Source organism: Janthinobacterium sp. RA13 (assembly GCF_000745325.1).
GTDB lineage: Bacteria > Pseudomonadota > Gammaproteobacteria > Burkholderiales > Burkholderiaceae_D > Janthinobacterium > Janthinobacterium rivuli.
Map to the genome: position 1 here is coordinate 162,137 of NZ_JQNP01000001.1, position 23,374 is coordinate 185,510.

The 23,374-nt window shown below is 64.4% G+C and carries 20 protein-coding genes and 1 pseudogene; 9 read left to right on the top strand and 12 right to left on the bottom strand.

From position 1 onward, the window contains the following. Nucleotides 1-2: 2 nt before the first annotated feature. Both FG13_RS00690 and FG13_RS00695 read right to left on the bottom strand, forming a co-directional pair. Nucleotides 3-1,544, bottom strand: a complete 1,542-nt coding sequence (locus FG13_RS00690) for a hypothetical protein (RefSeq protein WP_035817485.1) — start codon at nucleotides 1,542-1,544, stop codon at nucleotides 3-5. Beyond that, the gene (locus FG13_RS00695) at nucleotides 1,541-4,882 is read right to left on the bottom strand and encodes a type VI secretion system Vgr family protein (RefSeq protein ID WP_081922355.1); all 3,342 of its coding nucleotides are present in this window, start codon (nucleotides 4,880-4,882) and stop codon (nucleotides 1,541-1,543) included. Before FG13_RS00695 ends, FG13_RS00690 begins: the two co-directional genes overlap by 4 nt. Before the next feature lie 223 nt (nucleotides 4,883-5,105). Between FG13_RS00695 and FG13_RS00700 the strand changes: the two genes are divergently transcribed. From FG13_RS00700 to dmeF, 5 genes are all read left to right on the top strand, one after another. After that, on the top strand, nucleotides 5,106-5,711 hold the full coding sequence (locus tag FG13_RS00700) for a hypothetical protein (protein ID WP_035817488.1): 606 nt from the start codon (nucleotides 5,106-5,108) through the stop codon (nucleotides 5,709-5,711). 274 nt (nucleotides 5,712-5,985) lie between these two features. Continuing rightward, nucleotides 5,986-6,522 (top strand): DUF2325 domain-containing protein, encoded by a 537-nt coding sequence (locus tag FG13_RS00705; RefSeq protein ID WP_225242253.1) that lies wholly within the window; start codon nucleotides 5,986-5,988, stop codon nucleotides 6,520-6,522. Nucleotides 6,523-6,596: 74 nt separating this feature from the next. Then, entirely contained in the window at nucleotides 6,597-7,427 is an 831-nt protein-coding gene (locus FG13_RS00710) for a TlpA disulfide reductase family protein (RefSeq protein WP_035817491.1), read from the top strand. A 37-nt stretch (nucleotides 7,428-7,464) separates the two neighbouring features. After that, nucleotides 7,465-7,740 carry a metal/formaldehyde-sensitive transcriptional repressor gene (locus FG13_RS00715; protein ID WP_034756961.1) on the top strand — a complete coding sequence of 92 codons (276 nt, stop codon included), beginning with the start codon at nucleotides 7,465-7,467 and terminating at the stop codon, nucleotides 7,738-7,740. A gap of 10 nt (nucleotides 7,741-7,750) precedes the next feature. Further along, on the top strand, nucleotides 7,751-8,719 hold the full coding sequence (gene dmeF / locus FG13_RS00720; RefSeq protein WP_035817494.1) for a CDF family Co(II)/Ni(II) efflux transporter DmeF: 969 nt from the start codon (nucleotides 7,751-7,753) through the stop codon (nucleotides 8,717-8,719). A gap of 23 nt (nucleotides 8,720-8,742) precedes the next feature. On the opposite strand, the pseudogene FG13_RS00725 reads toward dmeF, so the two are convergent. Both FG13_RS00725 and FG13_RS00730 read right to left on the bottom strand, forming a co-directional pair. Next, a pseudogene (locus FG13_RS00725) lies at nucleotides 8,743-10,123 on the bottom strand (NAD-dependent succinate-semialdehyde dehydrogenase). Nucleotides 10,124-10,169: 46 nt separating this feature from the next. Further along, complete coding sequence (locus tag FG13_RS00730; protein ID WP_035817497.1) at nucleotides 10,170-10,745, bottom strand: CGNR zinc finger domain-containing protein; 576 nt, start codon at nucleotides 10,743-10,745, stop codon at nucleotides 10,170-10,172. Between the two features lie 169 nt (nucleotides 10,746-10,914). On the opposite strand from FG13_RS00730, the gene FG13_RS00735 reads away from it, so the two are divergent. The 3 genes from FG13_RS00735 (at nucleotide 10,915) to FG13_RS00745 (ending at nucleotide 13,332) form a co-directional block, all read left to right on the top strand. After that, nucleotides 10,915-11,793, top strand: coding sequence for an alpha/beta fold hydrolase (locus FG13_RS00735; protein ID WP_161784217.1), 879 nt, complete (start codon nucleotides 10,915-10,917; stop codon nucleotides 11,791-11,793). A 98-nt stretch (nucleotides 11,794-11,891) separates the two neighbouring features. Beyond that, nucleotides 11,892-12,233, top strand: a complete 342-nt coding sequence (locus FG13_RS00740) for a zinc ribbon domain-containing protein YjdM (protein WP_034756972.1) — start codon at nucleotides 11,892-11,894, stop codon at nucleotides 12,231-12,233. Nucleotides 12,234-12,297: 64 nt separating this feature from the next. Beyond that, nucleotides 12,298-13,332 carry an RNA methyltransferase gene (locus tag FG13_RS00745; protein WP_035817500.1) on the top strand — a complete coding sequence of 345 codons (1,035 nt, stop codon included), beginning with the start codon at nucleotides 12,298-12,300 and terminating at the stop codon, nucleotides 13,330-13,332. A gap of 89 nt (nucleotides 13,333-13,421) precedes the next feature. Here the strand turns inward: FG13_RS00745 and FG13_RS00750 are convergent, their stop codons facing one another. Further along, nucleotides 13,422-13,826 carry a hypothetical protein gene (locus FG13_RS00750; RefSeq protein ID WP_035817503.1) on the bottom strand — a complete coding sequence of 135 codons (405 nt, stop codon included), beginning with the start codon at nucleotides 13,824-13,826 and terminating at the stop codon, nucleotides 13,422-13,424. A gap of 62 nt (nucleotides 13,827-13,888) precedes the next feature. Further along, nucleotides 13,889-14,026, bottom strand: coding sequence for a hypothetical protein (locus tag FG13_RS30335; RefSeq protein WP_161784132.1), 138 nt, complete (start codon nucleotides 14,024-14,026; stop codon nucleotides 13,889-13,891). 21 nt (nucleotides 14,027-14,047) lie between these two features. Here FG13_RS30335 and FG13_RS00755 point away from each other — a divergent pair, with 21 nt between their 5' ends. After that, nucleotides 14,048-14,725 (top strand): phosphoribosylanthranilate isomerase, encoded by a 678-nt coding sequence (locus FG13_RS00755; RefSeq protein WP_081922357.1) that lies wholly within the window; start codon nucleotides 14,048-14,050, stop codon nucleotides 14,723-14,725. Here the strand turns inward: FG13_RS00755 and FG13_RS00760 are convergent. The 6 genes from FG13_RS00760 to FG13_RS00785 form a co-directional block, all read right to left on the bottom strand. Beyond that, entirely contained in the window at nucleotides 14,722-15,618 is an 897-nt protein-coding gene (locus FG13_RS00760; RefSeq protein WP_035817505.1) for a LysR family transcriptional regulator, read from the bottom strand. The two genes, FG13_RS00755 and FG13_RS00760, sit on opposite strands and share 4 nt — an antisense overlap. Nucleotides 15,619-15,851: 233 nt before the next feature. Continuing rightward, a complete protein-coding gene (locus tag FG13_RS00765) occupies nucleotides 15,852-16,403 on the bottom strand; it encodes a 4'-phosphopantetheinyl transferase family protein (protein WP_035817508.1) in 552 nt (183 codons plus the stop codon). Nucleotides 16,404-16,406: 3 nt separating this feature from the next. Beyond that, nucleotides 16,407-20,468, bottom strand: coding sequence for a Pls/PosA family non-ribosomal peptide synthetase (locus FG13_RS00770; protein WP_035817510.1), 4,062 nt, complete (start codon nucleotides 20,466-20,468; stop codon nucleotides 16,407-16,409). 148 nt (nucleotides 20,469-20,616) lie between these two features. After that, on the bottom strand, nucleotides 20,617-21,321 hold the full coding sequence (locus FG13_RS00775; RefSeq protein WP_035817512.1) for an anaerobic ribonucleoside-triphosphate reductase activating protein: 705 nt from the start codon (nucleotides 21,319-21,321) through the stop codon (nucleotides 20,617-20,619). Beyond that, complete coding sequence (gene nrdD / locus FG13_RS31050; RefSeq protein WP_035817515.1) at nucleotides 21,314-21,511, bottom strand: anaerobic ribonucleoside-triphosphate reductase; 198 nt, start codon at nucleotides 21,509-21,511, stop codon at nucleotides 21,314-21,316. The genes FG13_RS00775 and nrdD overlap by 8 nt, the downstream gene beginning before the upstream one ends. Beyond that, a complete protein-coding gene (locus tag FG13_RS00785) occupies nucleotides 21,508-23,256 on the bottom strand; it encodes a ribonucleoside triphosphate reductase (RefSeq protein WP_035817517.1) in 1,749 nt (582 codons plus the stop codon). The genes nrdD and FG13_RS00785 overlap by 4 nt, the downstream gene beginning before the upstream one ends. Between the last annotated feature and the right edge of the window lie 118 nt (nucleotides 23,257-23,374).

The following is a 23,374-nucleotide window of genomic DNA, read 5'->3' on the forward strand; positions in this document are numbered from 1 at the left end:
GCTTATTTCCTTAATATATTTTCTGGAATATCCAGCATCAACTGGATTTCATGATTGCGCCCCTTTGACTGCCGATGCTTGGTCAATTGACGACCGGTGACCAGTGAAATCCAGCGCAGATAGGGGGGGCTGGCTTTGGGATTGAGCAGCTGGCCTGCCGCGTATTTTTTCATCAACGGCTTGATGGTGACTCCGGTAGCCGTCAGTTTCTCCGATTTTATCGAGCGGGCGATCCATTCGTGGCTCATTTGCGTCGGCAGCTTCGTTTCTTTATTTTCCTTGTTCAAGCCCTTTCTCAGTTCTTTTTCATCCGCTTCCTGGTTCCCTATTTTTACGTCTTGATTTGCATGGGCATCGCGGTCCGCATTTTCGAAAATATTCGGTTTGTTATTGTTTTTCGTCGGATTCGCCGCTTCGTCCGCCCTCAGGGAACTGAATTTTTCCTGCAGATCGGCCGGTAGCGCCGCCATCAGGCGGAAGGAATCGAACAGGCTCGACTTGGTTTCGCCGACAACGAAAGGCTGGCTAAGTGCAGCGCCTTTGAACCACAGATGATCGAGTCCTGCGTGCGGCAGGCTATGCTCTTCGGTCAGCTTGCCGGCATTGTTCGCCTTCTTGAACAGCGCATGTCTTTTCTTCACGAAGTAATCCGTGATGTGCTCGGCCGGTACGCCGGTGTGCCAGCCCTGCTTTTTCTTTTCGCCTTTTTTCTTGGTATTGACCTTGCTGGAATTGGGCTTGGCCTGATTGCCGGTGACGTCCTTGTTCTTTTTCGCTGCAAGTCTCTTTTCGGCCTTGCTGGCGGCTTTTGCTTCCTTGCCGGCAATGTCCTTTCCCGCCTCCTGTGCTGCATGCTGCACGCCTTTTCCTGTCGCGTTGCCGACCGCAGCCGTGTTGTGCGGCAGGTCATGGCCCATCATCTTGCCATGCAGTTTTTTCAGTTCGGCGAAGGCGTCCTCGATCATTTTGGGTCCGCGCTTCTGGATTGCCTGCATTTCCTGGATCAACAGCTTGACTTCCGACTTTCCCGCCACGGCTTTGACGATCCAGCTATCGATGCCGTCGATAAACGTATCGATTACACCCTTGAACAAGCTCTTGCTTTCACGGGCCAGTACGTTCCAGTCGATCTTGCGCATGAATTTTTCGACGTTGCCGCGCAGCTTGGGCGAGACGGCTTCCAGCACACGGCCAAAATTGTGCCCCTTGTTCATCAGCTTGAAGCCGACCTTGAGCGTATCGCCCACGGCGGGTACGCAACCGACCAGGGTGATGGCCAGTTCCACCCAGGCGCCGATGGCGGACGGCGATTTGCTGATGACAATGATGCCAAGGATCAAGTCGCGCGCATCCATGGCCTGTCCCACACCAGGGACGACACCGAGAATGCCGGTGATGATGATGTGCGCGGGAGATGAGCCCGAACCAGTGACGAGGTCACTCAGCCAAGTACCGATGCCGTCATCGGCCTGCCTGAGCGCCCGGCTGGCAGGCGAGGCGCCACGGATCGCGCTGGCCGGGACGGTAGGGGTGAGGCCGCTCATGACTCGTCGCCTTCCTGATCGTGCAAGTCCCGGTAGCTTTTGCTTGCGGCTTTGTCTGCAATGCTGTCCTCGTCCTTGTAGCGATAATCGTCGTAGTGAAAATCATATTCAAGTGTGCTGACGGTGGCGCCTGCAGGAAAGTCTTCAGCCATTTCAGCGAGCTCATCCGGAAAGAAATTGTCTTTGTAGTAAGCGGCCTCTTGCGCCAGATAGCGTTCGAGGACCGATTGCGCCTCGTCGTCGCTTTTCGGCTTGCTGCCAGCCAGCTGGTTCGGTTTCTGCTTGTGGCGGGGAACCGCTTCCCTTTCGTCTTCGCCGTAGATCACGACGGCATTGCGATCAGGCAGGTTTTCCAGACGGGCAAAGCCGTTTGCATCGAGCTTGCCTTCCAGGCGGGTGCCATTGTCGAACAGCAAGGCGTATGGCGCCCCCACCATGGGCTGTAAATCATCCCAGCGATAATTCAATTCCATGAAATTGCTTACGTCCCCAGCCTGTGGCAACAAAGGTAATTTTGGGGTGCTGCTCGCCGGTCCCGTCAATTCCTTCATGCTGGCGTTGAAATCGACCTTGCCCGGTCCATGCAGCATGATGTTGCCGCCTTCGAGGCGGATGTACGCGCCCTGGGCCGTCATCAGGATGTGCTGCTTGGCCGCCGCCGTGACGCTCTTGGCGGTGCTGCTGACGGTGATGGCCTTGTCCGCCGTCAGCCGTGTCGCATCGGACTGGCTTTGACTGCTGACCTTGCCGCTGGCCGCATGCAGGCGGATACCGGTTTCCTGGTTGGGCTTGTCCTTGCTGCTGGCCTTGCCGTAGGTGAACAGGCTGATGCCCTTGCCCAGCGCGTACAGGCTGTTGCCTTGCGCCGCAAAGTTGAGATCGGCGCCCGCCGTCAGGCTGCCATTGCCGCCCGCGACCAGCACGGCGCTGGCTGGCGTGGTGGCGGCGATGCCGGACGGGCTGGATAATTGCAGTTGCGGGTCGCCATACGCGCTGGCCTGGCCTTCGCCGCCCGCCGCCTGCTGGCCCTGGCCCATCGTGGCGGCGCCTTCGGCCGTCGCGCCCAGGACCTCGATGCTGTGCCGCATCTGGGCGAGGGCGGGGAGCTGCGCGGCTGGCGAAGGCGTCTCCGCCTGATCCGGCGTAGCAGTGGAAGCTGGCGCGGCCGCACCGGCTGTGGCCGGGCTGGGCATTTCGAGCGCGAAATGTTTCTGCGCCTGCTCAGTCAGCGAAGTCTGCAGTTGCAAGCTTTGCCAGAGCTGTTCCAGCGCTTCCTGCGCATCCATCTGACTGCCGCTGGCATCGCGGCCATGCGCCGACAGCAGCATGCCCGCTCCCGCGCGCAGGGCGGCGCTGTGTTCCGTTTTCAGTTCGGCGCCAAAGCCGGCCGGCGCCAGCCGCTGGTTGTCGCTCTGGTGGCGCAAATGGCCCAGGTTCAGTTCGGCCGTGCCCTGGTGAGGGCCGGCGTGGCGCTGCAGGGCGACGCGGCCCTGGCCCGGGCTGTCGTCGAACACCAGCTGGCTGTAGGCGCCGCCGCCGCCCTGGCTGGCCTGCATGGCTTGCGTCTTGATGCCCGACAAGGCCGCCGGGTGGGCGTGGGCGCCGGCTTGGCCGGGAAACCACGCCGGCGCGTTGCCCGTCGCCGCGCCCGTACCCTGGCTGACCTGGTTGTTTTGCGCGTCGGCCTGACCGCGGCCGTTGTACAGCGTGCCGATGACGACGGGGCGATCGATATTGCCTTCCAGGAAATCGACGAGCACTTCCTGGCCCACGCGGGGAAGCGCGTTGCTGCCCCAGTTGGCGCCGGCAACGGGCGCCAGCGGCGTGGCCACCCGCACCCACGTGCCGGCGCTGTCGTCGCCGGGCGCGCCCGTGTGGCCGTCGGCGGCCGGATGCGCCAGCCGGCTATGGCTTTGCGCGCCCCGCTGCCAGTGGAATTGCACCTTGATGCGGTGGTCGCGGTCCGTATGCAGCTGGGCGCCTGCCGGGCCGACGACGATGGCGGTCTGCTGGCCCATGATGACGGGGCGTGGATGCAGCAGCTGGCCGTGGTCGTTGGCATAGGTGCTGCGGTAGGGGACCTTGCTGCGGATGGCGTCGATACGGTTGCGGTAGGGCGGGCGTTCGCTGATGGTGTCGCCGACGGCATGCAGGCTGCCGGCCGCCTCTTCGCCGATCAGCGCGTCGAGCAAGCCCTGGCCGAAGCGCTGCAGCAGGCCGCCGCCGAGTTCCGCATCGAGGTTGTTATGCATCAGGTGCACCGTGCGGGTGACGAGGAAGGTCGCTGCGTCGCCACCGCCCGCCGCATCCGTTTGCGCCTGGCCGCTCAGGGTAAACGTGGTGCCGGGCGCCAGGGTGCGCACGGTGCCGGCGCCCGTAAACACTTCCCTGGACGCCGTCAGCGCCTGCAACTGGCGCTCGGCAAGCCGTTGTCCGTGTTCGCGCGACGGGTAGGCATAGGCGCCGGGCGCGTCGCGGCTGACCAGCGCCATCGTTCCGTCATGGGTGCTGGCGGCGCTGATGGGGCGCTGGCCCAGCGCGCGGTAGTCCCAGCTGGACAGTTCGATGCCGTTGGTTTGCTGGCGCAGCTGCATGCGCCAGCGGTCCATCGTGTCTTGCGGCATGACGGCGCCTGGCTGGCTGTAGGCAATGCTGGCCTGGGTGTTGGGCTTGAAGCTGCCGTTGTGGTCGGCGATGACGAGGGTATGGCTGCCCAGGCTGGCGCTGCCCGCGTCGCCCGTGTGTTCGGCATAGTAAAACAGGCCTTCCTCGCTCATCAGTCGCTCAGCAAAGGCCCAGTCGCTTTCCTGGTATTGGCTGCAGATGCTGCGTTTCGGATAGATTGCGCGGTCGAGCAGATCGAAGCGCCAGGCCGGCGCCAGCATGCCCTGGCCCTGGTAGCGGGCAAAGACGACTTCGAGGATGTCGGGCACCGCCAGGTCCTGGAAGACGCGGCTGTCGCGGCCGTGCGCCAGGAAGGCCGTCCACGGCTGCATGGTCAGGTTGTAGCGGGCAAAGCCGCCGTTCGCGCCCGCCAGTTCGACGGCGGTGACGTGGCCGTGGAACGGGCGCCAGCCGCCATCGGCCATGAGCAATTCCAGCAGGATGGGCTGGCCGATCAGCGACTTGAGGGGAATGGCCGCGTCGAGCGACAGGGCGGCGATGTTGAAGGTATAGCCCAGCCCCAGGCCTTCCTCGCCGCGCACGCATTCGGCCAGCAGCTTGTCCGGGCCCAGGGGAGTGCTCAGCTTCAGCAGGCGCGTGGCCTGGCTGTAGCCATTGGCGACGGGTGCTGCACCGGATGATGACGACGCGCTTGTTTGGACCAATTCGGACATGGACTGGAACTCCGTGTGGCGAGATGAGTGTGCTTGCAATTAATTCAATGATTTACTTATAAGATTACACCTCAGAAATAATGATTTAACAAGCGCGATTCAATTGAATTGTGCGCCGGGGCCTGTCGTTCCATGTCGTGCGGGCTGTTTTCTCCCTATCAGGTAGAGTGCGGATCTTGCCAATTCCACCATTGAAAAAAATTGTGCAATAACCGGAGCAAGAATGAATACGATGCAATGCGTGGCTGCCGCCATGTTGTGTGCCAGCCTGTCGCCCGCCATGGCGGCGACATCCCCCGTCGAACCGCCGTTTCTCGATGTGCTCGTCCATCAATACGCCAATTGCGTCAAACCTTCCTACCATCAGGCTGACCTGCGGGTACAGGACGGGGTGGGGCGCTACCAGATCGACGTCAAGGGTGAGGCCTACACGGTCGAACTGCAGGAACGCCTGGGCTTTTCGCTGCAGGCGGGGATAGACGGGCCCGTGGCGGCCATCGTCAAGCTGGATCGGCCGCCCAAGGGGCAGTTCGGCGAGCAGGCGCGCTGGCGTGAACGCTGGCTGCGCGACGTGGCCGAGCGCAGCGGCGTGGCGCTGGACGAGCGGGCGCTTGCCGGTGGCGCGCGCCTGCTGACCGTCAACAAGGGAGAAATCAAGGGGAACTATGTGGGCCAGTCCCTGCTGATCGATCCGGCGCGGCTGTTGTTCATCGATATGGCGTGGCCGAACACGCTGGGAATCTATCGTGGCCCCGATGGCCTGCGGTATGTGCGGGAGGTGCAGGACGACGTATGGAAGCGTCTGCTGTCTTGCCCGCCGGCTGCGTGACGCTGGCGGCCACCGCATACCCCTACTGAGCGTGCGCGCATGGATAAATAATAATGATTCTCATTTATAATGCGGATCCATGGGGTAGCGATGGGCTGGCGCCATGGCGCCACGGTCGGTGAAGGAGGGCATGATGGGCAGTATGTATGGCAACGAGGACATGATCGCGCGCGAGCATCGCGTGCTGATGGCGGAATATGGCCGCGCGCAGGCGCGCTGCAGTGCGCAGATGGCTGCGCAGGCGGCCCGCATCGCGCAGCTGGAGTCTGAATTGATGCGCGCGCGGGCGCAGGTCGTGATCCGCGATACAAAACTGGCGCTGGCGCGCGATGAACTGGCCGAACTGGCGGCCAGCGTGCCGGGCCTGCCGACGCGTGCAAGGCTGGCGCGCCGGGTCGAATGGCTCGGTGAGCGGGTGCAGGACCTGATGCGCGAGCTGCTGCGCCTGCAGTGGCTGCCTGCGCCAGCCCTGCAGGCCGACGTGCGCGAAAAAGCCGTGCTGTATGTGGGCAGCTATCTGGAGCAGAATGCGGGCCAGCAGGCCGCCGGCGCCAATGTGGCGCAGCAAGCCATCGAGCAGGCCGGCGGGCGCTTCCTGCACCATGCTGGCGGTGACGATGGCGCCGACGACGTAGCGGCGCTGGAAGCGGGCCTGGTGGCGGCCGACCTGGTGATTTGCCAGACGGGCTGCGTCAGCCACGATGCCTACTGGCGCGTGCACGACCACTGCAAGCGCACGGGCAAGCAGTGCGTGCTGGTGGACCAGCCGCAAGCCATGCATTTCGTGCGCAAGGAAGCGCTGCTCACCTGACCTTCGCACCGCTTAACGCCTGCTTAATCCGCATGGGCCACAATGGCCGTCCCCCGACGTTCCTGAAAGCGCCCATGCTGTCCCTGCAAATCGGTCCCCTGGCCCTGCCCACGGGCCTCGTCCTGCTGTTCGTTTCCCTGTGCGTCGCTTATGGCGTGGCGTGGTCGCTAAGGCGGTATCGCCAACAGCCGGACGCCGGTCCTCTCGTTTCCGACATGCTGATCGCCGGCCTGCTGGCGGCGCGCCTGGCATTCGTTCTACGCTGGCACGAACAATATCTGGTGGCGCCGTGGTCCATCATCAATATCCGCGATGGCGGTTTTCTCGCGCCGGCCGGCATCGCGGCCGCGCTGGCCATCGCCGCGTGGCGCTGCCGGCGCCCCGCCATGGCGGCCATGCGCCGTCCGCTGGCCATCAGCGTGGCTACTGGCGCGCTGGCCTGGGGCGTGCTGAGCGCAGGGATCTCGCTGGCGTACGACAAGCCGTCGGCCTTGCCGGCCGTGGCGTTGCAGGCGCTCGACGGCGCGCCGGTGACCCTGGCGGCGCTGGCCAGCGGCAAGCCCATGGTGGTCAACCTGTGGGCCAGCTGGTGCCCGCCATGCCGGCGCGAGATGCCCGTGCTGGCCGCCGCGCAGCAGGCGCGCGCCGATATCGTCTTCGTGTATGCGAACCAGCGCGAGGATGCGCCTGCCGCCAGCGCTTTTCTGGACCGGAGCGGCGTGACCCTGCGCAACGTGCTGCTCGACAGCGACGCGGCGCTGGGCAAGGCGGCCGGTTCCTCGGCCCTGCCCACCACCCTGTTTTATGACGCACAAGGGCGCCTGGTCGATACGCACCTGGGCGAATTGTCCGACGCCTCGCTGGCCAGCAAGCTGCAAAAGATCGCGCCGTCCGGTTCCCTCTGATAGTATACCCCCCTATAGTATTTATCGAGGGTGAATCATGGGACACACGGCGCACAACAAGACCAAGCTGCTCAATCGCGTGAAGCGTATTCGGGGCCAGGTGGAGGGCCTGGAGCGGGGCCTGGAAGAGGGGCGCGATTGCGGCGAAGTGCTGCAGCTGATCGCCGCCGTGCGCGGCGCCGTCAATGGCCTGATGGCCGAAGTCATCGAAGAACACTTGCGTGAGCACGTGGCCAGTCCCGATATCTCCGGCGAGGAGCGGGCCAGGGGCGCCGACGACATCGCGGGCATCCTGCGCACCTACCTTAAATAAGGAGACCGTCATGCAAACGACATTTATCAAGGAAGACCTCTCCGCCTGGCAGCACGAACACGTTTTTGACAGCAGCAATGGCAAGGCCGAACGCCGCGCGCGCATCGTCATGTGGATCACCCTGGCCACGATGGTGCTGGAAATCGTGGCCGGCTGGTGGTACAACTCCATGGCCCTGCTGGCCGATGGCTGGCATATGAGTTCGCACGCGCTGGCCATCGGCCTGGCCGCGTTTGCGTATGCGGCCGCGCGCCGCTATGCGCGCGACCCACGCTTTGCCTTCGGCACGTGGAAGATCGAGGTGCTGGCCGGCTACACGAGCGCCATCCTGCTGCTGGGGGTGGCCGTGCTGATGGTCGTGGCCTCCGTCGAGCGCCTGTTCTCGCCGCAGCCCATCCACTATGCGCAGGCCATGGCGGTAGCGGCCTTCGGCCTGGCCGTCAACCTCGTGTGCGCGCTGATCCTCGGTGGGCACCATGACCACCATCATGACCACGGCCATGGGCATGACCACCACGATCACCACGACCACCATGGCCATGGCGAAGACCTGAACATGAAGGCCGCCTACATCCACGTGCTGGCCGATGCCGCCACGTCCGTGCTGGCCATCCTTGCGCTGGCCGGCGCGTGGGCTTACGGCTGGCAGTGGCTCGATCCCGTGATGGGCATCGCGGGCGCCGTGCTGGTGGCCTTGTGGGCGAAAAAGCTGACGCAGCAGACCGGCAAGGTCTTGCTGGACCGCGAAATGGATCACCCGGTGGTGCAGGAAATCCGCGAGGCGGTCGAGGTGGAAGAGGGGGGCGACACGCCGCGCATCGTCGACCTGCATGTCTGGCGCGTTGGCAAGCAGCTGTACTCGTGCGCGCTGTCGGTGGTCAGCCGCGACCCCACCCTGACGGCTGCGCGGCTGCGCGCACGGATAAGCATCCACGAGGAAATCGTCCACAGCACCATCGAGATAGTGCTGCGTAGCTGAACGACGGCGTCGCCGATACCCGCTTACACGCCAACGAGCGATACGGCCTTGGTATTGAGGTAGGACTCCAGCGCCTCCGGCCCGCCTTCCGTGCCATGTCCCGAATCCTTGATGCCGCCGAAGGGCATTTCGGCGCTCGGGGTGGCGGGTTGGTTGATCCATAACATGCCCACCTCCATGCGGTTCATCAGCAGGTGGGCGTTCTTGATCGAGCGCGTGAAAGCGTAGCCGGCCAGGCCGAACGGCAGGCGGTTCGCTTCAAGGTTGGCTTCCTCCAGACTGTCGAAACCGCGGATGCCGGCGATCGGGCCGAACGGTTCATCGTTGAATATGCTCGCGTCGAGCGGCACGTCGGCAAACACGGTCGGCGCGAAAAAGTTGCCGGTGTCGCCAATACGGCTGCCGCCGGTGGCCAGGGTGGCGCCTCTGGCCTGCGCGTCTTCGACTACCTTCGCCATGGCGCTGAGGCGGCGCGCATTGGCCAGCGGCCCCAGCGTGGTGCCCTGTTGCAGGCCATCGCCCAGCTTAGGCTTTCGGCGTGCTTGACCAGCGCGCTGGTGAATTCGGCCTTGACGGCGTTGTGCACGAGGAAGCGGGTCGGCGAAATGCACACATGGCCCGCATTGCGGAACTTGGCGCCGCCGGCGGCCTTGACGGCCAGTGCCACATCGGCGTCTTCGGCAATGATCACCGGGGCGCGGCCGCCCAGTTCCATCGTCACGCGCTTCATGTGGGCGCCGGCCAGCGCGGCCAGCTGCTTGCCTACCGGCGTCGAGCCAGTGAACGTCACCTTGCGTATCACCGGATGCGGGATCAGATAGCCGGAGATTTCGGCCGGGTCGCCGAACACCAGGCCCACCACGCCCGGTGGCAGGCCGGCGTCGACGAAGCATTGCATCAGCGCCGCAGGCGAGGCCGGCGTTTCTTTCGGGGCCTTGCACAGGAAGGAGCAACCGGTGGCCAGCGCGGCCGACAATTTGCGCACGATCTGGTTGATCGGGAAATTCCACGGCGTGAAGGCGGCAACCGGGCCGACTGGTTCCTTGAGCACCAGCTGCTGCGCGGCCGGGTTGCGCGACGGCACGATGCGGCCATAGGCGCGCATGCCTTCGGCGGCAAACCAGTCGATGATGTCGGCGCCGGCCAGTATTTCCACTTTCGCTTCGGTCAGCGGCTTGCCCTGCTCCTGCGTCATCTGCCGGGCGATATCGACGGCGCGCCACGTTTCGAAACCCTGCTGGGCGGCGGCAAGCGCGCGATCGAGGTCGGCGATGCTGGCATGGGCCACCGTGCCGATGGCCTGCCCGGTGGCAGGATTGAGCACGGGTATGGATTTGCCGCCGCTGGCCTCCACCCATGCGTTGGCGATCAAAGGCGGGTATCGGGATAGCTGGATGTCGTCATTACTGGTCACTCCTGTCAGTGAAAATTAGGGTGTTGCCTGCCGGCGCTATCTGGCATCCTTGCGCGCCCGGAAAGCGGCGACCTTCATCCGGTTGCCGCAAACGGCCATGCTGCACCAGCGCCGGCGGCCCGATTTGGTGACATCGAGGAAACGCAGCGTGCAATCATGCGCTTCGCACTGGCGCACTTGCGCCAGCTCGCCCTGCGTCAGCAGCTGGACCAGCGCCGCTGCCACCGGTTCGAGCAAGCTGGCCGCGCTGTCGTCGCGGCGCCGTTTCCATAATACGACGTTGTCGCCTTCGCCCTGCGCCAGCGTGCGCACAGGGCGGCCAGCCTCCAGTATCCGGTTCACCACCGCGAAGTCGGTTGGCTCACGCGGCATGTTCAAATCGATCAGCCGTCCCGCCGCCGTCCGCAGCGACTGTGCCAGCGTTGCCAGTCCGGTAGGCGGTGTATTGAAGTCGGGTGCCAGCAGGCCCGCTGCCTTGAGCCAGGCCAGCGCGCCGGCGTTGTCGGCCAGGCAATCCCAGCTGTCATCCCCCATGCCAAAGGCGCTGTTGATGAAATCGAGCGCCAGGTGGTTGCCGATGAAGTGCGGAGCGTGCTCGGGATGCGGCGTCATTTGAAATCCTTTGTAACCTCTGAAAATAATATTGACAGGTTACCAGAAATGCTTGTAACCTTCAAATACTCACTTTAAAGGTTACAAGGACATTGCCATGAATATCAAGACCACCACTCTCGCCGCCGCCACCACCGTGGCCATGGCGGCCAGCGCCGGCGCCGCCCCGATGTCGGCAGCCGACAAGGCGCAAGTACACTACCGGTTTGAAAAAGTCGGCGACGTGAATGTTTTTTATCGCGAGGCGGGCGACCCTGCCGCGCCGACCATCGTGCTGCTGCATGGCTTTGCCGGGTCCTCGTTCATGTACCGCGACGTGATCCCGGCGCTGAGCGACCGCTATCACGTGGTGGCGCCGGACCTGCCTTCCTTCGGCTACACCGAAGCGCCGGCGCGCGAACACTACGCCTACACCTTCGACAACATCACCCGGACCATGGACCGTTTTACCGAGCAGTTGAAGCTGGATCGCTACGCCATCATGGTGCACGACTACGGCGCGCCAGTGGGCTGGCGCCTGGCGCTGGCCCATCCTGCGCGCATCACGGCCATCATCTCGCAGAACGGCAACGCCTATGAAGAGGGACTGTCGAAGGGCTGGGACGGCATCAGGCAATACTGGCAGGCGCCGACGGCGCAAAACCGCGCGGCGCTGGCCGACTTTCCGACGCCGGCCGGGATAAAATGGCAATATCTGGAAGGCGTGCCCGATCCGAGCAGCGTTTCTCCCGACGGCTATACCCTGGAAGGCATGCGGGTGGCGCGTCCTGGCAACGCCGACATCCAGCTCGACCTGCTCCTCGATTACGCGTCCAATGTGCGCATGTACCCGCAATTCCAGGCCTATTTCCGCCAGCAGCAACTGCCGCTGCTGGCCGTCTGGGGCAAGAACGATCCGTTTTTCCTGCCAGCCGGTGCGCAGGCATGGAAACGCGATTTGCCCAACGCCGATATCCGGTTCTACGACACCGGCCACTTCGCCCTTGAAACGCATGCCCGCGAGATCGGGCCGGTGATCCGCGCCTTCCTGGATAAAAATATCAAATAAGGCTGCGACGTCATATGCGAAAAAGCCCGCCGATGGCGGGCGTAGCGCTTATAATGTCGGCTTTTACAGCACGCGCTGTTCACCAGACAGAGAATAAAATGAGCACATTACCACCATGCCCGCAATGCAAATCCGAATTCACGTACGAAGACGGCAGCCAGTTGATCTGCCCTGAATGCGCGCATGAATGGTCGGCCACGGCCGGCGAAGCGGTGGAAGAGGGCGCCAAGGTGTACCGCGATTCGGCCGGCAATATCCTGCAGGATGGCGACACGGTCAGCGTCATCAAGGACTTGAAATTGAAGGGCGGCGGCGGTGTCGTCAAGATGGGCACCAAGGTCAAGAACATCCGCCTGGTCGACAGCGACCACGATATCGACTGCAAGATCGACGGCTTCGGTTCCATGAGCCTGAAAACGGAATTCGTCAAGAAGGTCTAAAGCTTTTACCCGTAACACGGCGCGCCGGTTTCATTCCTGCGCGCCGTTTTTTTATTCAGACGCCATGCAAATCGACCATCTCCGCCAGCGCCTGCGCGCCTTGGGCGCCAAGCCCCTGCACGAACAGCGCGTGCTGCGCGACTGGATCCAGGGCCAGCCGCACGACCAGGGCCGGCGCCGCGCCGAAGACTTTTTGCCGCTGCCCGTGCGCGAGGCCTTGCCCGCGCTCGACCTCGAGTTGCAGGGCATGCTGAAATTGCTCAGCACGCACCCGGGCGCGGACGGTTCCGCGCGCCTGCTGGTGGGCCTGCACGATGGCCAGACGGTGGAAAGCGTGCTGCTGCCGCGCGACGGCTTGTGCGTATCGAGCCAGGTCGGTTGCGCCGTCGGCTGCCAGTTCTGCATGACGGGCCGCGACGGCTTGATCCGGCAAATCACCAGCGGAGAGATCGTCGCCCAGGTGGTACTGGCGCGCACTATGCGTCCCGTGAAAAAAGTCGTCTTCATGGGCATGGGCGAGCCGGCGCATAACCTGAACAATGTGATGGAAGCGATCGAGCTGCTGGGCACCGAGGGAAATATCGGCCACAAGAACCTCGTGTTTTCCACCGTGGGCGACCCACGCGCCTTCGAGCGCCTGCCGCAAGGCAGGGTCAAGCCGGCGCTGGCGCTGTCGCTGCACACGACCAAGCCGGAACTGCGCGAACAACTGCTGCCGCGCGCGCCCAAGCTCACTCCGCGCGAACTGGTGGACTTCGGCGAATCATATGCGCGCCTGACCGGCTACCCGGTGCAGTACCAGTGGACCCTGATGGAAGGCGTCAACGATGGCGACGACGAGATGGATGGCATCGTCGCGCTCTTGCAGGGCAAGTACGCGGTGCTGAACATGATCCCGTATAACACCATCGCCGACTTGCCGTTCAAGCGCCCCAGCTGGGAAAAGGCGCGCGCCATTGCCGCCGCCCTGCACGCGCGCGGCGTGCTGACCAAATTGCGCGATTCGGCCGGGCAGGACGTGGAAGGCGGCTGCGGGCAGCTGCGGGCGCGCGAAGCGAAGGGCAAGGTCATTCCCATCCGCGCCAGCGTGGCGGCGTAGGTCGGATTAGCGTAGCGTAATCCGACATTCGCACATACGCCAAGAATGGTGTCGGATTACGCGGTGCCCGCTAATCCGACCTACTCGGCTCACCCCCCACCGAGCAAATCGTTTTCATTCAATATCGCAAACGCGATCTCTGGGTGCGCGACCAGGCAGCGCCGCACGGCGGCCGGAATGGCGGCACGCGTCTTGCGGCACAGGCCGGGCCGTTCCAGCAGGCGGATCTGGAAGCCGCGCACGGTGCGCACTTCGCCGCTGCCAGGCGTGATCTGCAATTCCACGCCCAGGTTTTTCTGCAACAGCAATTGCAGCTTCCTCAGCTGGGCAAGGGTGGCGATGCCCTCGATGTGCGCCAGCAGGCGCTTTTCTTCCGTCAGGTTCAGGCGCAGGATGGACAGGTCCGCCTGCGCATCGCCGAGCAGGCGCTCGCGCTCGCAGTCGCACAGCTGCGGCGGACACTCCTTGCGGACTTCAAAGTCGACGATACGCATGTGCGGCTTCCAATGGCGATCCGGGATAAATCAAGTATCGTCCGCCGCCTGGCGCATGTCAATCAGCGCGGGCTGACGATCAGACGCCAAGGAGTCTGCCCTTGCTCGTTGCTGTGCTGGTGATGGTTTTGCGGCGGCATGGCGCGGCCTTGACCGCGTGTCTTGGCGCGCGCGCCGCCCTGTGTTGTAATGTTGCTCATCCCATTTGAACACGCAAGGCCATGAGAACCCGCATCAAGATTTGCTGCATCGCTTCCATCGACGAAGCGCAACTGGCCATAGCCGCCGGCGCCGATGCGCTGGGCCTGGTGGCGGCCATGCCGTCCGGCCCCGGCCCGATTCCCGACGCGCGCATCGCGCAGATCGCCGCCTGGACGCCGCCGCCCGTGGCCACGTTCCTGCTGACGTCCGAGACGACGGCGCAAGCCATCGCCGAACACGTGCGCGCCACGCAGCCGTCCACCGTGCAGATCGTCGGCCATATCGACCCTGGCGAAGTCGAGAAACTGGCGCGCCTGCTGCCGCACGTGCGGCGCGTGCAGGTGATCCATGTGCAGGGGCCGCAGGCTTTGGACCTGATCCCCGCCTACGCGCCCCATGTGCACGCTTTCCTGCTCGATTCGGGCCGCCCTGACGCGCTGGTCCCGGAACTGGGCGGCACGGGCCGCACGCACGACTGGTCCATCAGTGCGCGCTTCGTGCGCGCCAGTCCCCGTCCCGTTTTCCTCGCCGGTGGGCTGGACGACACCAACGTTGCCGACGCGCTGCGCCAGGTGCGCCCCTACGGCATCGACCTGTGCTCGCGCGTGCGCACGGATGGCAAGCTCGATGTCATGAAGCTGGCCTTGCTGATGGCGGCCGTGCGCGACGTGGATGCGGCGCTGTATGCGGAAGGCTAGAGTGTATTCATCTCGCGCACGAACGCTTCCGTAAACGCGGCCACCATGCCGCTGGCCGCGCGCGGCGAGATCAGGCCGACGACGGAGTGCGACTCCTCGTCGGGCAGCGCGATAAAACGCACGCCGGGCGGCGCTACCAGGCGCATGCTGTCGGGAACGATGGCGATGCCCATGTTGGCCTCGATCAGGTTCAGCTGCGAGGTCTTGCGCGACAGGGCGCGCGCCGCCTTCGGGAAGAAACCCTGTGCCAGGCACAGGCCCGCCACCAGGTAGCTCAGGCCTCCGCGGTCCTTGTGCGGGATCGAGACGAACGCTTCGTCGCGCAGCGCGGCTATCGTCGTACGCTCCAGCGCGGCCAGCGGCGATATTGCTGACACGGCCACCACCAGCTTTTCCGCAAACAGTTCGCGCACGACGATATTGGCATGCTTGCGCAGGGTGGGTAGGCGCACGAGGCCCAGGTCGGCGCGGCCTTCCTCGATGTCGGCAGCCTGGTTTTCCGACGATCCCTTCGATACATCGAGCGAGACGCCGGGGAACTGCGCCAGCAGCCGGTTCAGCACGGCGCCAATGGCGGGCGTGAGGGTGACGGAGCTCGAATGCAGCAGGCGGATGATGCCTTGCTCGCCTTGTCCCACGTGGCGCGTCTGGCGCACGGTTTCCTCGATGTCGTCGAGGATGCGCTTGGCCCGCTCATAAAAGACCTGGCCCGCGGGCGTGAGTTCGATATGGCGAGAGTCGCGCGTCAGCAGCAGGGCCTGCACTTCACCTTCCAGCTCCTTGATCTGGCGGCTCAGGGCCGACTGCGCGATGTACAGCTTTTCCGCCGCGCGCGAGTAGCTGCCCGCATCGACGACTTCGACAAAATAGCGGAACTGTCTGATGGAAATCAATCGTATGCCTTTTCGAGATCGGAAACTGCCTGATTTGATATTGGCCCGGCCCCGCCGTTCGCGCTACAGTGCCTGGTCTGCTGTCACTGCAAAGGAATGGCCATGCTGGAATTGATCGGGGTGCTGGGACTGTTCGTCAGTATTATCGTAAAACTGATTTTCGTCCAGATTGGCGGAGCTGGTGACGGTAAAGAGGATTGAGATGGAATCAACCCAACAGCGTAAAGCTGGGGTCAGACCCGTCGGGTCTGACCCCGGATTGTCGCTAACATAGCCACGAAATTTTGCGGTGTCTCCACAGCTTGCAAGTGACAATTCAATGCTGCATCATCCCACTCCGCCAACTGTCTGCCCGCATACTTGAGCACCGCCTCGCGCGCCGTCCACGCCTGCGCCAGGGCCAATGGGCGCTGCGCATCGGTGCAGGCGCTCAGTGCTTCGGCCACCTGCGGCCCCAGATAATCGCGCGCCAGATGGAACCAGTCGGCAATGTCCTGCACGCGCATCACGTCGATGCCAACGGCGCCATGCAGGCCGATGGCGGCCAGCGACAGTCCCTCGTCATGGCTGAACGACAGGCTGGCCGCGCGGCCGGCCAGCAGCAAACGGGGAGGGGAGCCCGGCGTCGACTCCACCGAGATCGTCTCGATACCCAACTTCAGCCAGTGCGCCGCCGCCTCGCGTACGGCGGCGCGGAGGTGCAACCGGGCCTCCAAGCGCGGCAGCACGGCGGCGATGCCGATCACCAGCACGCCATCCCCTGACCAGAGCACCGTAGAGTCCATCAGCTACGATCCGTTGCGTAAAGGCGCAGCCGGGCAGCCCGCCCAATTGCTGCCGGCGGGGATGTGCTCGCCCTTCATCACCAGGGTCAACGGTCCCAGGCGTGCGTTGTCGCCCACCTTGGCGCTGTACAGCACGGAGCTGCGCGGGCCCATGTAGACGCGCTGGCCGATCTCCACGTGGTCGATCTTCATCACGCGGTCTTCGAACAAATGCGTCTGTGGGCAGGTCAGCGCATTCAGTTCGCTGTAGTCGCCGATGTGCACGCAGTCGAATTCCGTGATGTCCGTCGTGTCCATGTAGACGCCGCGGCCGATCTTGCAGCCGAACAGGCGGAAGGCCAGCGGCAGCCACGGCGTGCCGCGCAGGTAGCGCATGAAGTTGGGCACGGCGATGCCTTCGTACAGATTGGTCACGCCTTCCGAAATCCACACGAACGGTGTCCACATGGGGGCCGCATGCTTGCGGTAGCGTCCCAGCAGCAGCCACTTGAACAGCACGACGACCAGGAAATTGCCGACGCCGTAGGCCAGGCCGGCAATCGCCAGGTCGCTCACCACTTCACCCCAGCGTCCCGCGCCCGCGATCGGCATCACGTCCAGCACCAGGGTATAACCGACGGCGATCACCACCGCGTGCGGCGCGACGATGCGGAAGGCTTCGATCAGGCTGCGACCCAGGCGGCGCAACAGCGACGGCTTGAACGTCAGGTGTTCGGCAAAGCCGCTGACCTGTTCGCGCGCCGGCAAATGCATGGGCGGGGAGCCGAGCCACGTGTCGCCGCTGTGCATCTGTTCATTGCGCGGCGCATGCGTGTGCACGCCGATCAGCACGTGCTCGGGCAGCACCGTGCCGTCCGGGATGTAGCTGCCGTTGCCGACGAAGCTGCGGTGCGAGACGACGGTGGGACGCATGGTCATCCAGCCGCCGTCGATCTGCTCATCGCCCAGCATGACGGCGTCGGCGATGAAGGTGTCGTCGCCCAGGGTAAGCATGTCGGGCACCACGCCCAGGGCCGTGGAAATCTCGGCGCCCTTGCCGACCTTGGCGCCCAGCAGGCGGTACCAGTACGGCGCGTAGACGGTGGCGTAAATGCCGTGCAGGACGTTCAGGCTCGATTCCTGGATATGGCTGACCAGCCACTTGGCGCAATAGATATTGCTGTGCACGGGCGAGCTGCCCGGCTTCAAACGGGGCAGCGCGCCCCAGCGGATGGCGGCCGACAGCAGGGCCGTGAGCACGATCAGCACGGCGCTGGCGGGAAACGCCAGCAGGAAGTAACGGGCCAGCTGGGTCGTCACGTCGCGGCCCTGCAGCCACGGCATCATTTCGCGCTCGTCGAACCAGTCGATCAGCACGAAGCTGGGGAAAACGGGCATGAAGAACAGCACGGCGATGAGGACCATGCCGAAGCAAAAGAACAGGGTTTCGCCCGTCAGGCGCAGGCGCGAGACGGCGGGGCGCGGCGGCTGGCTGGCAGGGTCGAACGCGCCAATGTCGCGCGCGGGAGAACCTGTGTAGACTCTTCCTGCCGGCACCGCCGCGCCATCGGCCAGCGCCGATTGACCTTCCAGGTGGCCGAAGGCGCCCACTGTGGTATTGCCTTCCAAAATGGCGTAAGAACTGATGCAAGCATCGTCGCCGATGCTGATCCGGCCCAGCAGCAAACGGCCCCGTTCCACGCGGGCGTTTTCAAAGTTGACGGCATTGCCCACGCTGACGTTGTCGCCGATGGACAGCAGGTCGGGCGCGCGCAGGGTCATCGAACCGATGACGACTTCCTTGCCCACTTTGGCGCCCAGCGCGCGCAGCCACCAGCTATTCAGGGACGAGCCGCTGAGCAGGTAGGCGGGCGCCGATTCGACCAGGCGGTCGGCCAGCCACCAGCGGTAATAGGTGACGCCCCACAGCGGATAGCTGCCCGGCTTCAAACGCCCCGCGATCAGCCACTTGCCGGCGATCGCGATGGCAAATTCGGCCAGGGTCGCGAGTAAAAACACGCCGATGGAGGCGGCGATGGCGCGCGGCACGGTGTCGCCCGTGTCGCCCGTGAAGAAGTGGTACGTGAAGAACGGCGCCATCCACTGCGCCATGCGCAGGGTGACGAGGCCAGGCACGGCCGCCGCCTGTGCCGCGCCGCAAATCCAGCGCTTCAGGGCCGATGGCGGCGTCCATTCCGCTTCCGGCGTGGCCAGCGCCGGCGCTTCATTCAGCACGGCGGCGATCTTGCCGATCTGCCGGTTCTGGTAAATATCGCGCACCGTCATGTGGGCGTAGGCCGGATCGGCGCGCAGGGCGGAGGCCAGGCGCGCGGCCAGGAAGGAGTGGCCGCCGAGGTCGCTGAAGAAGTCCAGCTGGCGCAAAATCGCCTGGCCCGGGAACAGCTTGGCCAGCGCCGCGAACAGGGCCGCTTCGGCCGGGGTTTCCGGCACGTCCGACTCTCCCGCTTCGCCAGCCGGCGGTGTGGACAGGGGCATGGCTTTCAAGGCTTTCCGGTCGATCTTGCCGGAAGTGAGGCGCGGCATCAGCGGCAGCAATTCAAAACGGCCCGGTACCATATACGGCGGCAAATGCAGGTTCAGGGCGGCGCGCAGGGTTTTCGCGGCCAGGGCGTCGGCCGGCGCCACGTCGCTGCCGACGATGTACGCCACCAGCTGGTCGATGCCGTCATCCTTGCGCAGCAAGACGGCCACCGTGCCTATGCCCGTTTGCTGCGCCAGCACGGCTTCGATCTCGCCCAGCTCCACGCGGAAGCCGCGTATTTTCACCTGGTCGTCGGCGCGGCCCAGGCATAGCACCTGGCCATCAAGATCGATGCGGGCCAGGTCGCCCGTGCGGTACAGGCGCACATCGTCAGGGCCCGTGCTCCAGGGATTGGGCAGGAATTTTTCCACCGTCAGGTCGGGCCGGCCCAGATAGCCCTCGGCCAGGCCGGGGCCGATGATGCACAGCTCCCCCGTCTCGCCGCGCGGCAGCAAAGTCAATGGACGGTTTTCTCCCGCTTCGGCCACCTGCAGCACCAGCAAACCGTAGTTGGGCAGCGGCGTGCCGATGGTCACCGGCTCGCCTGGCCGCAAACGCGCCAGGCTGCACGAGACGGTCGCCTCCGTGGGGCCATAGGTGTTGAACATGGCGCGGCCCGGGCGCGACCAGCGCTCGACCAAGGACTCCGGACACATCTCGCCGCCCAGGTTGATCAGGCGCAGGCTCGGCACTTCTTCCGCAAACAGGGCCAGCAAGGTCGGCACGGCGTGCAGCACGGTGACGTGGTTGGCTGCCAGCGCGCGCGGCAAGGCTTCCGGGTCGCCCGAAATCTCCTTGGGGCCCAGCCACAGGGTGGCGCCCACCAGGTAGGCGATCCAGATTTCCTCGAACGACATGTCGAAAGCGACGGAAAAGCCCTGGTAGACGGTGTCGCTTTGCGTCACTTCCAGCACGGCGTTTTCGCTGCGCAGGAAGTGGCAGATGCTGCGCTGGTTGATCAATATGCCCTTGGGCTTACCCGTGGAGCCGGACGTGTAGATCACATAGGCCGGGTGCTCGGGCAGCACGGTGGCGCGCGCGGGCAGCAGTTCGCCCGGCGTGGCGGGGACCAGCAGGCTTTCCGCCGTCCATACGGGGCGGCCAATGCCTGCCCCGGCCAGGCGCGGCGCGAATTGGGCGCAGCTGACGACACCAAAGCCATTCGCGTCATCGAGGCACACCTGCAGGCGCTCGACGGGCGTGTCTTCATCGACTGGCAGCCAGGCGGCGCCCGCCTTGGCAATCGCCGCCTGCATCAGCAGCAGATGGGCGCCGCGCGGCAGCCACAGGCCCACGATGTCGCCGGGCTTGACGCCGGCCGCCACCAGGCGTGCCGCGGCCAGGCCGGCCTGCGCATCGAGCTGCGCATACGTGATGCGGCGCGCGCCATCGATCAGGGCGATCTGTTCCGGGCAGCGGCGGGCCGTCGCTTCCAGCAGGTCGGCCAGTACTTCCTTGCGCAGCAGATCCGGTCGCGGCGGGCCGTACAGGATGTCGGCGTGGGTGGAAGGGATGCCTGGACTGACTGCGGTGAAATCGTTCATGGATGACGCTTATCTGTAATGCGGAGTGAGGAATCTGATGGGCTGCGCAGGGCGCGCGGCACAGTTGATACATTACAGTACGCAAGACATTTCAGCGTTGCAGAACGGGGAATTTTGTGGGATTTTCAGCAAGTATGTGGCTGCAGGCTCAATTGCCATGATTACGGAATGTAAATCGCGGAAACATGGCGCCGATTTGCGCCACGGTGCGCGCCGCCGGATAGCCGTGCAGGGGGCGGCCGGACAGCGCCGCATCCGTGCAGCCTTCGGCGCGGAACTGCTGCAGCACGTAGTTGTCGACGCCCTTGGCAGCCAGGGTGGCGGCCAGGGCCAGCAACTGTTCGTCCGGCAGCAGGTCCGGGTGGGTGGTGGTGCGGCACTCGTAGGCCACGCCGCTGGCGAGGATGGCGTCCAGGCAGGCGCGCGCCGGGTCGCCGCTGCCGGCCACGCGGGTCACATGACGATAATCGGCAAACGGCGCCTTGATGTCGAAGCCGACCCAATCGACCAGGGGCAGCACTTCCTGCAGGCGCTGCGGATAGATGCAGGCCGTGTGCAGGCCGATGCCGAACCCCAGCTCCCTGACGTCCTGCATGGCGCGCGCCAGCGCAGGGTCCATGCACGCTTCGCCGCCGCTGAAGACGACGGCGTCGACCAGGCCCACGCGGCGGCGCAGCCAGGTCAGGACGTCCTGCCAGGGCATGGCGCCTTCCGGCGTGCGCGCCTGCAAATGCGGATTGTGGCAATAGCCGCAACGCCAGGGGCAGCCCTGCACGAACACCACCGCCGCCAGCTTGCCCGGGTAGTCGGTGGCGGAAAAGGGCGTCAGGCCGCCCACTTTCAACTCAGCCATGGCAGGCGGGCTGGCCAACCTTGGCGCTCGCTTCCGTAAAATACTGGCGCTCGTGGAATTCGCCCTGCTTGCCGATGTTGAACGAGGCGACGGGGCGGTGGTAGCCCATCACGCGCGTCCAGATTTCGCAGCGCTGGCGTTCGGTGTCGAGCAGGGTGATGGCGGGAGTGAAGTCGGGACGTGCGTTCATGGCGTTTCCTTGAGTGGGTGAGCGAGATCGGATTGCTTGCGGGCGATCAGTTCCGCGTCGCAGGTGGGACAGAATTCATGTTTGCCGGCCAGGTAGCCGTGGCGCGGGCAGATGGAAAACGTGGGCGTGACGGTGATGTAGGGCAGCGAAAAGCGGCTCAGTGCGCGTTTGACCAGCTCGCGGCAGGCGTTCGCATCCGACAGCGCTTCCGTCATGTACAGGTGCAGCACCGTGCCGCCTGTGTACTTGCGCTGCAGCGCATCCTGCAATTCCAGCGCCTCGAACGGATCGTCCGTGTGGCCGACGGGCAGCTGCGACGAATTCGTGTAATACGGATTGTCGCTTGTTCCCGCCTGCAGGATGGCCGGATAGCGCTTGCGGTCTTCGCGGGCGAAGCGGTAGGTCGTGCCTTCGGCCGGCGTCGCTTCCAGGTTGTACATATGGCCCGTCTCTTCCTGGAATTGCACCATGCGGGCGCGCACGTGGTCGAGCAGACGTATCGCCAGCGCATGGCCCTCGGCGGACGTGATGTCGTAAGCGTCGCCGCTGAAATTGCGGATCATCTCGTTGATGCCGTTTACGCCCAGGGTGGAAAAGTGATTGCGCAAGGTGCCCAGGTAGCGCTTCGTGTACGGGAACAGGCCTTGCTGCATCAGTTCCTCGATGGTGCGGCGCTTGATTTCCAGGCTGGTCTTGCCCAGTTCCAGCAGGCGGTCCAGGTCGGCCAGCAACGCAGGCTCGTCGCCGCGCCACAGGTGGCCCAGGCGCGCGCAGTTGATGGTCACCACGCCCAGGGAGCCGGTCTGCTCGGCGGAACCGAACAGGCCATTGCCCCTTTTGAGCAGTTCGCGCAAGTCCAGCTGCAAGCGGCAGCACATGGAGCGGATCATGTTCGGCTTGAGTTCCGAATTGATGAAGTTCTGGAAGTAGGGCAGGCCGTAGCGGGCCGTCATCTCGAACAGGCGTTCCGCGTTTTCGCTATGCCAGTCGAAATCCTCGGTGATGTTGTAGGTGGGGATGGGGAAGGTGAAGACCCGGCCCTTGGCGTCGCCCGCCATCATGATCTCGATGTAGGCGCGGTTGATCATGTCCATCTCGGCCTGCAGCTCGCCATAGCTGAAGTCCATCTCCTGGCCGGCGATGACGGGAATCTGCTCGCGCAGGTCGTCCGGGCAGACCCAGTCGAACGTGAGGTTGGTGAACGGCGTCTGCGTGCCCCAGCGCGATGGCACGTTGAGGTTGAAGATCAGCTCCTGCATGTACTGGCGCACGTCTTCGTAGCGCAGGCTGTCCTTGCGGATGTAGGGCGCCATGTAAGTGTCGAAGGAGCTGAACGCCTGCGCGCCAGCCCACTCGTTTTGCAAGGTGCCGAGGAAATTGACGATCTGGCCGATGGCGCTCGACATGTGCTTCGGCGGGCCGGACTCGATCTTGCCCGGCACGCCATTCAAGCCTTCGTGCAGCAGGGTGCGCAGCGACCAGCCGGCGCAATAGCCGGCCAGCATGTCGAGGTCGTGGATGTGCAGCGCCGCTTCGCGGTGCGCCGCGCCCACTTCCGGCGGATACACCTGGTCCAGCCAGTAGTTGGCGATGACCTTGCCCGACACATTGAGTATCAGGCCGCCCAGCGAGTAGCCCTGGTTGGCGTTGGCGTTGACACGCCAGTCGCGCCGGTCCAGGTATTCATTGATGGACGCGGCGACATCGACCTGGCCGCGTGTGGGGGAAACTGCATTTGTCGTCATGAAACCTCCAATAAACACAACATACGGTGTTTTTATGGAGATTAATCACTAAATATAGTGGCGTCAAAGGGTGCGTGCAGTTGCGTGACGAATCCTTGATGCAGGTGAAAAAACCACC